Below are 7,743 nucleotides of genomic sequence, written 5' to 3' on the forward strand. Positions count from 1 at the left end.
GATACGCCTGGTCGTGCCCTATGCGCCCGGCGGCGGCACCGACGTGCTCGCGCGGCTGGTCGCCACGCAGATCGGCAGCACGCTGGGCCAGCCGCTGATCGTCGAGAACCGGCCCGGGGTCAACGGCATCCTCGGCGCCAACTACGTCTATGCCGCGCCGGCCAACGGCACCACGCTGCTGTTCGCGGCGGCCGACTTCATCTCGGTCTCGCCGCACATCTACAAGAAGGCCGTGCGCTACGACCCCGACGGCTTCCAGCCCGTGGCACTGGTCGCGAAGATGGGCTTCGTGATGGCCGCGCGGCCCGCGAGCGAGACCAAGGACGTGGCCGACTTCGTGGCCCGCGCGCGTGCCAAGGAAGTGACCTATGCGCATTGGGGCCCGGGCAGCATGGCGCAGATGGGCATGGAGCTGCTGCGCTCGCGCGCCGAGGGTACGAAGGCGCTGCCCGTGCCCTATGCGGGCGCCGCGCCCGTGATGTCGGCCGTGATGGCCGGCGACGTCGAGTACGGCTTCGTGCCCACGCCGCTGGCGGTGGCGAGCCGCAGCAAGCTCAAGCTGTTCGCGCTCGGCTCGCCCGAGCGCTTCGCGGGCCTGTCCGACGTGCCGACGCTCAAGGAGCTCGGCTACGCGGTCGATGCCGACACCTGGTTCGGCATCCTCGCGCCGCCCGGCACGCCCGCCGCCGTGGTCGAGGCGCTGCAGGCACAGGTCGAGAAGGTGGTGCGCGATCCGGCGGCGCGCGCGCGAATGACCGACATCGGCTACACGCCCTCGAACATCGCGCCGCGCGACTTCGGCGCCTTCGTGAAGAGCGAGAACGCGCGCTGGGGCACGGTGGTGCGCGCCGCGCGCATCCAGGTGGAGGAATAGGTGCCGCCGCGGCTCGTCCTGGTCAAGAATGGGGCCTCGATCCAAGGGCCGCGATCCGTCATGAAGCGAAAAATCCCCAGCACCGTCGCCTTGTCGCTGTTCGAGTCGGCCGCGCGCCACGAGAGCTTCGCGCGCGCCGCGGCCGAGATGTACCTGACCGAGAGCGCGGTGAGCCGGCAGATCGCCGTGCTCGAGGGCTTCCTCGGCGTGAAGCTGTTCAGCCGCGGCAAGAAGCAGGTGGTGCTGACCGACGCGGGCCGGCTCTATGCGCGCAACATCCGCGGCAACCTCGACGAGATCGAGCTGCACACCAAGTCGCTGATGCAGCACAAGGGCGCGGGCGGCGTGCTCGAGCTCGCCGTGATCCCGACCTTCGCGAGCCGCTGGCTGCTGCCGCGGCTGCACGACTTCCTGCGCAGGAACCCGGGCATCACCGTCAACCTGTCGGAGCGCGCCGAGCCCTTCGCGTTCCGCGGCACCAACCTCGATGCCGCGCTGCACTTCGACGACCCGGTGTGGGATGCGGTCGAGAAGGTGCACCTGTTCGAGGAGGAGGTGGTGCCGGTGCTGAGCCCGGCCCACTTCGACCTCTCGAAGCTGAAGAAGCCCGCCGGCCTGATCGCGCTGCCGCTGCTGCACAAGCGCGTGCGGCCCGAGGCCTGGCAGCGCTGGTTCGAGGTCGCGGGCTCGACGCAGCCGGTGCCGCCGCCGGCGATGCGCTTCGAGCTCTATGCGATGGTGATCGATGCCGCGCGCGCGGGCCTGGGCGTGGGGCTGGTACCGCGCTTCTACGTGCAGGAGGACGTGGCGCGCGGCACGCTGGCCATGCCCTTCGACATCAGCCTCAAGCACGAGAAGCGCTACTGCCTCGTGTACCCCGAGCACAAGCGCGATTCGCAGGCGGTGCAGCTGTTCAGCGAGTGGGTGGTGGAGGCAGCGGCCGAATTCAGCACGGGCGCGCAGGCGGTGCGGCGGCCTAAGAAGCGCGCCTGATCGCGGCGCCCCAAAAGAAAACGGCCCCGCGGGGCCGTCTTCATCGCGTGCATGTGGCCTGCGAGAGGCCGCGGTGCATCACTTCTTCTTCGCGGCCACGGCCTTCTTGGCGGGAGCGGCAGCAGCCTTCTTCGCGACCGGCTTGGCAGCGGGCTTCGCAGCCGACTTGGCGGCGGGCTTGGCGTCGGCCTTGCGCTTGGCGGCCTTCGGGTCCACGGCGGCCTTGAAGGCGGCGCCCGGCACGAACTTCGGCACCTTCTGGGCGGCGATCTTGATCTTGGTGCCGACGCTCGGGTTGAAACCGGTGCGGGCTGCGCGAGCAACTTGCTTGAAGGTGCCGAAGCCGACGATCTGGACGGGGTCGCCCTTCTTCACGGCGGCGACGATGGAGCTGGTGACCGTTTCCACGATGCGCGCGGCTTCTGCCTTGCTGACGTTGTGGGTGGTGGCGATTTTCTCAACGAGTTCGATGCGGTTCAACTGAGTTCCTGATAGGTTTGATTCGTCATGTTGCCTATGACGGCGCAGCCTCGGATGCAGGCTGCAAGCGGCGTGGAGTGTATTCGAACGCGAGAGAGGGCCTGCGGTGCGAAGGGAGAGTGGGGCTTTCTCATGCACGCGCGACGCTGCGCAGCCGCAGTGCGATCAGCAGGCCGGCGAGCGCCGCGCCCGCGCCGATGAGGAACACGCCGCCATAGCCCGCGCGGTCCGCGAGCAGCCCGGCCACGGGGCCGGTGAGCCCGTAGGCCAGGTCCTGGAAGGCCGAGAAGCCGCCGAGCGCGGTGCCGCGCAGTTGCGGTGCCACCAGCCGCACCACCTCGCGGCCCATGGCCGGAAAGATCATCGAGCAGCCCAGGCCGGTGAGGAAGGCACCCGCGAGCGCGGCGATGGGGCTCGGCGCCTGCCAGATCAGTGCCTGGCCGAAGGCCTCGACCGCCAGCGACACGATCGCCACCGGCAGTCCGCCGATGCGGTCGGGCAGGTGGCCGAACAAGATGCGCACCAGCACGAAGCCGCTGCCGAAGGCCGTGAGCCCGAGGCCCGCATGCGACCAGTGCTGGCCGCGGAAGTGCAGCACGAAGAAGGCGCCGATGGCCGCGAAGCCGATGCCCTGCAGGCACACGATCAGCCCATGCGGCCAGATGATGCCGAGCACGCTGCGCAGCGAGGGCCGGCCCGCGCCCGGCTGCACCGCCACGCCCTCGAGCCGCCACACCGCGAGCAGCCCGATGCAGGGCAGCAGCGCGCTCGCGGCCATCGCACCGGCGAAGCCGAAGCGCTCGAGCAGCGCGAGGCCGACCGGACCACCGACCGCGAGCGCGCCGTAGATCGCGGCACCGACCAGCGCGAGCACCTGGCCCGAGCGCGCGGGACCGACGAGGCCGATGCCCCAGCCGATCACGCCGACGGCCACCAGGCTCTCGCCGAGGCCCAGCAGCAGGCGGCCCGCGACCAGCAGGCCGAAGCCGATCCACGGCGAGGGAATCCACAGGCCCGCGAGCCACGCGACGAGCGCGCCCGCGACATAGAAGGCCAGCCCGCGCACCACGGCGCGCTTGGGACCTTGGCGATCCGACAGGCTGCCCGCGGTCGCGCGCGTGAGCACGGTGGCGAGGAAGGCGATGCCGACCGCGAGGCCGGCCCAGAAGTTGCCGAGGCCCAGCCGCGTCGTCACGTGGACCGGCACCACGGGCAGCGACAGGCCGACGCAGAGGTAGGAGATGAAGAGCACCGCGGCGAGCAGCAGCAGGCGGCTCTGCGCGGAGCGGGACGGCGCGGGAATCGCCGGGGCGGAAGTGGAGGTCATGGGGAGGTCCAGGTGGTTCCTCGGACGGCCGGTGCGAAAAGGAAAACGCACCCCGGCCGCGAGGATCGCGGAGGTGCGTTGCTTGACGTCAGACGCTTACGGCCAGCGGGACTGGCGGAGAAAAAGAAAGGCTCAGCCGAGCCGCATCGAGAGCTCGACGTCGGACGCGAAGGGCACCGACAGGTAGCCGGCCGCGCTCGAGCGCACGCGCGCGAGGTACTCGGGGCTGTGGTCGGCGTTGTCGGCGATCACGAGCGCGCCGGGACGCAGGCGCGCCTCGACCAGTGCCAGCACCTCGGGATAGAGCGCCTTGGCGCCGTCGAGCAGCAGCAGGTCGATGCGCTCGGGCAGGTCGCTGGCCAGCGTGCGCAGCGCGTCGCCTTCGCGGACCTCGACCAGGTCGGCGAGGCCGCCGGCCGCGAGGTTCTCGCGGGCGCGTGCCACCTTCGAGGCTTCGAACTCGGTGCTCAGCAGCCGGCCGCCGCCGTTGTCGCGCAGGGCCGCGGCCAGGTGCAGGGTGGAGATGCCGAACGAGGTGCCGAACTCGACGATGCTGCGCGCGCCGTTGCCGCGCGCGAGCATGTAGAGCAGCGTGCCGGTCTCGCGCGAGACGGCGAGCGGGAAGTCCTTCAGGCGCGCGTAGAAATCGAGGTACTCGGTGCGGCTTTGCATCAGGCGCGCGAGCTCGTCGTTCGACAGGCCGGCGACGGCGGCGCTGGTGCGCGGCGAGGAGGCATCGGCCTCGGCGAACAGGCGCTCCAGCAGGGGCGCGAGCGGTGCGGTGGTCAGTGTGTTCATGGTGTTCTTCAAGAGTCGGACGGTGTGCGTCGATAATATGAAGGAAGCTTCAGATTTTCCATTCGCGTTCCGAAAGCCACGCCATGCCCACCCGCCGCAGCGCCCCGCTCTCCTCTAGAAGACAGCCCCAGCAGGCCCGTTCGAGCGACCTCGTCGCGGCGATCCTCGAAGCCGCCCTTCAGGTTCTGGCCAAGGAGGGCGTGCACCGCTTCACCACCACGCGCGTGGCCGAGCGCGCCGGCGTGAGCGTGGGTTCGGTCTACCAGTACTTTCCGAACAAGGCCTCGATCCTGTTCCGGCTGCAGAGCGACGAATGGCGCCAGACCACCGAGCTGCTGTGCGGCATCCTCGAGGACGTGCAGACGCCGCCGCTCGATCGCCTGCGCCGGCTGGTCCATGCCTTCGTGCGCTCGGAGTGCGAGGAGGCCGGCATGCGCACCGCCTTGCACGACGCGGCGCCGTTCTACCGCGACGCGCCCGAGGCGCAGACCGCGCGCGCCGCGGGCGAGCGCGCGATGCAGGCCTTCCTGCGCGAAGTGCTGCCCGGCTTGTCGAAGGCGCGGCGCGCGCTGGCGGGCGACCTGGTCACCACCACCTTCGGCGCGGTCGGCAAGCAGTTCTCGGAAACGCCGCGCACCGAGGCGCAGATCAAGGCCTATTCCGAGGCGCTGGCCGACATGCTGTGCGCCTACCTGCGCAGCCTCGGCGCGGAGTAATCGGGCCTCAAAAAAAAGAGTCCCGGCGCGGACCCCGCGGCGGGACTCTTCTCGGTGCGCGAGCGCCTGGCCTTACTTGTCGTGATGCAGGTAGGTGGCCTGGCGCGGCAGCAGCAGGCTGACCAGGAAGGCCACGCCCATCATCGCCGTCACGTACCAGTAGAAGTAGGACTCGTGGCCGATCGACTTCAGGCCCAGCGCCACGTACTCGGCGCTGCCGCCGAAGATGGCGTTGCCCACCGCGTACGACAGGCCCACGCCGAGCGCGCGCACCTCGGGCGGGAACATCTCGGCCTTCACGATGCCGCTGATCGAGGTGTAGAAGCTCACCACCGCCAGCGCGATGGTGATCAGCACGCCGGCCATCAGCGGGCTGGCGACGTTCTGCAGGCTGCTGAGCACCGGCACCGTCATCAGCATGCCGAGCGCGCCGAACAGCAGCATGTTGCTGCGCCGGCCGATGCGGTCCGACAGCGCACCGAACAGCGGCTGCATGCACATGTAGATGAACAGGCAGGCGGTCATCACGTTGCTGGCGGTCTTGATCGACATGCCGGCCGAGTTCACCAGGTACTTCTGCATGTAGGTGGTGAAGGTGTAGAAGATCAGCGAGCCGCCGGCCGTGTAGCCCAGCACCACGAAGAAGGCGCGCTTGTGGTGGCGGAACAGCTCGCCCATGGTGCCGGCGCCCTTGGCGGCGCGGGTCCTGGTGCTGGCGGTCTCGGTCAGCGTGCGGCGCAGCAGCAGCGCCACGATGGCCGCCACGGCGCCCAGCACGAAGGGAATGCGCCAGCCCCAGGCCTTGAGCTCGGCCTCGTCGAGCACCTGCTGCAGCACCACCACGACCACCACCGCGAGCAGCTGGCCGCCGATCAGCGTGACGTACTGGAACGAGGAGAAGAAGCCGCGCTGGCCGCGCATCGCCACTTCGCTCATGTAGGTGGCGGTGGTGCCGTACTCGCCGCCGACCGACAGGCCCTGCAGCAGCCGCGCGAGCAGCAGCAGCGCGGGCGCGGCGGCGCCGATCTGCGCATAGGTCGGCAGGCAGGCGATCACCAGCGAGCCCACGCACATCATCACGACCGAGGTCACCATCGAGGTCTTGCGGCCCTTGCGGTCGGCGATGCGGCCGAACAGCCAGCCGCCGATCGGGCGCATCAGGAAGCCGGCCGCGAACACGCCGGCGGTGTTCAGCAGCTGCACCGTGGGGTCGGACTTGGGGAAGAAGGCCGGCGCGAAGTAGATCGCGCAGAAGGCGTAGACGTAGAAGTCGAACCACTCCACCAGGTTGCCCGAGGAGGCGGCGAAGATGGCGAAGATGCGCTTGCGCTTCTCCTCGAAGGTGTAGGGCGTGGTGTCGGCCGGCGAGGCGCCGGCGGGGGCGCCGCCGGTGCGGGCGAGGGTGTTCATGGCGTGTCCTTGTCTCGGGTCGCGGCCGCTGCAGGCGGCCTGAATCGGTGCCCGGGAAGTCTGTCGCGGCACGCGCGCGCCGTCGTCCGTAGCCCACCGCCGCGCGGCTACGTATCGGTACGCAAGGGTTAACCCTAGGTGGGCGTCTCCGGGGTGGCGCGGCCCCGGCTACAGCCCGTGCTCGCGCAGGAAGCGGTCGAGCTGGTGGCTGTTCGCGAGGCCGAGCTTGGCGAACGCGTGGGCCCGGTGGGTCTCCACCGTGCGCTGCTCGAGCGGCGCGAGCTCGAGCGCGATCTGCTTGTTCGGCTTGCCCTCGGCCACCAGCCGCGCCACCTGCATCTCGCGCGGCGTGAGCTTGTCCCACAGCGCCTGCGCGGCCTGCCGGGCCTGGCGCCTGGTGGCGATCTCGCCGGCGCGCTGCAGCGCGCGCGCGATGCTGTCGAGCAGCTGCTCGTCGTTGCAGGGCTTCTCGAGCCAGCCGAAGGCGCCGTTCTGCACCGCCTCCACCGCCATCGGGATGTCGCCATGGCCGGAGAGGAACAGCACCACCAGCGGGCTGTCCTGCGCGCGCAGCGCGTCGAACACCTGCAGCCCGCTCATGCCGTCCATGCGCAGGTCGAGGATGGCGCAGCCCGCGCGCTGCAGGTCGGCGCCGGCCAGGAAGTCCTCGCCCGAGGCAAAGGTCTGCACCGCGTAGCCGCGCGAGAGCAGCAGCAGGCCGAGCGAGCGGCGCACGGCCTCGTCGTCGTCGACCACGCAGAGGTTGTTGGCGGATGCGTTCATGGGGAGGGGATCTCCAGCACGAGGGTGAATACCGTGCCACCGCCGGGGCGGTGGTCGAACACCAGCCGGCCGCGGTGCGCCTCGACGATGGTGCGGCAGATGTTGAGGCCGAGCCCGAGGCCGCCGGGCTTGGTGGTGAAGAAGGGCGCGAACACCTGCTCGGCGAGCGCGTCGTCGATGCCCGTGCCGCGGTCGAGCACGCGGATCTCCATGCGGCCCTCGACCACCTCGGCCTCGAGCTCGACCACGCGCCGTTCGACCGGCGTGGCCTGCATCGCCTGCAGGCTGTTGGACAGCAGGTTCAGCAGCACCTGCTCGAGCAGCACGCGGTCGCCGCGCACCGGCGGCAGCGTGGCCGGGAT

General features: G+C 70.4%; 9 protein-coding genes. 3 read left to right on the forward strand and 6 right to left on the reverse strand.

The genetic code is table 11. The features are described 5' to 3' along the window. Both AC27VN_RS26235 and AC27VN_RS26240 read left to right on the forward strand, forming a co-directional pair. Positions 1 to 874: Bug family tripartite tricarboxylate transporter substrate binding protein (locus AC27VN_RS26235; protein WP_490878420.1), on the forward strand; the 874-nt coding region annotated here is incomplete at its 5' end. Between the two features lie 60 nt (positions 875 to 934). After that, positions 935 to 1,867, forward strand: a complete 933-nt coding sequence (locus AC27VN_RS26240; RefSeq protein ID WP_490878421.1) for a LysR family transcriptional regulator — start codon at positions 935 to 937, stop codon at positions 1,865 to 1,867. A gap of 78 nt (positions 1,868 to 1,945) precedes the next feature. Here AC27VN_RS26240 and AC27VN_RS26245 read toward each other — a convergent pair whose 3' ends face one another. The 3 genes from AC27VN_RS26245 to AC27VN_RS26255 all read right to left on the reverse strand — a co-directional run bounded on the left by AC27VN_RS26245 (position 1,946) and on the right by AC27VN_RS26255 (position 4,472). Then, positions 1,946 to 2,347, reverse strand: a complete 402-nt coding sequence (locus AC27VN_RS26245; RefSeq protein ID WP_093341107.1) for an HU family DNA-binding protein — start codon at positions 2,345 to 2,347, stop codon at positions 1,946 to 1,948. A 130-nt stretch (positions 2,348 to 2,477) separates the two neighbouring features. Then, positions 2,478 to 3,674, reverse strand: coding sequence for an arabinose transporter (locus tag AC27VN_RS26250; RefSeq protein ID WP_490878422.1), 1,197 nt, complete (start codon positions 3,672 to 3,674; stop codon positions 2,478 to 2,480). Between the two features lie 132 nt (positions 3,675 to 3,806). Beyond that, positions 3,807 to 4,472 carry an O-methyltransferase gene (locus tag AC27VN_RS26255; protein WP_490878423.1) on the reverse strand — a complete coding sequence of 222 codons (666 nt, stop codon included), beginning with the start codon at positions 4,470 to 4,472 and terminating at the stop codon, positions 3,807 to 3,809. A gap of 83 nt (positions 4,473 to 4,555) precedes the next feature. Between AC27VN_RS26255 and AC27VN_RS26260 the strand changes: the two genes are divergently transcribed. Next, complete coding sequence (locus AC27VN_RS26260; RefSeq protein WP_490878424.1) at positions 4,556 to 5,188, forward strand: TetR/AcrR family transcriptional regulator; 633 nt, start codon at positions 4,556 to 4,558, stop codon at positions 5,186 to 5,188. Between the two features lie 72 nt (positions 5,189 to 5,260). On the opposite strand, the gene AC27VN_RS26265 is transcribed toward AC27VN_RS26260, so the two are convergent. From AC27VN_RS26265 to AC27VN_RS26275, 3 genes are all read right to left on the reverse strand, one after another. Further along, positions 5,261 to 6,598 (reverse strand): MFS family transporter, encoded by a 1,338-nt coding sequence (locus AC27VN_RS26265; RefSeq protein WP_490878425.1) that lies wholly within the window; start codon positions 6,596 to 6,598, stop codon positions 5,261 to 5,263. 168 nt (positions 6,599 to 6,766) lie between these two features. Continuing rightward, positions 6,767 to 7,381 (reverse strand): response regulator transcription factor, encoded by a 615-nt coding sequence (locus tag AC27VN_RS26270; RefSeq protein ID WP_395350328.1) that lies wholly within the window; start codon positions 7,379 to 7,381, stop codon positions 6,767 to 6,769. Further along, positions 7,378 to 7,743: ATP-binding protein (locus AC27VN_RS26275; protein WP_490878426.1), on the reverse strand; the 366-nt coding region annotated here is incomplete at its 5' end. The genes AC27VN_RS26270 and AC27VN_RS26275, both read right to left, overlap by 4 nt.

Source organism: Variovorax sp. 20P10.2.4, from assembly GCF_058244205.1.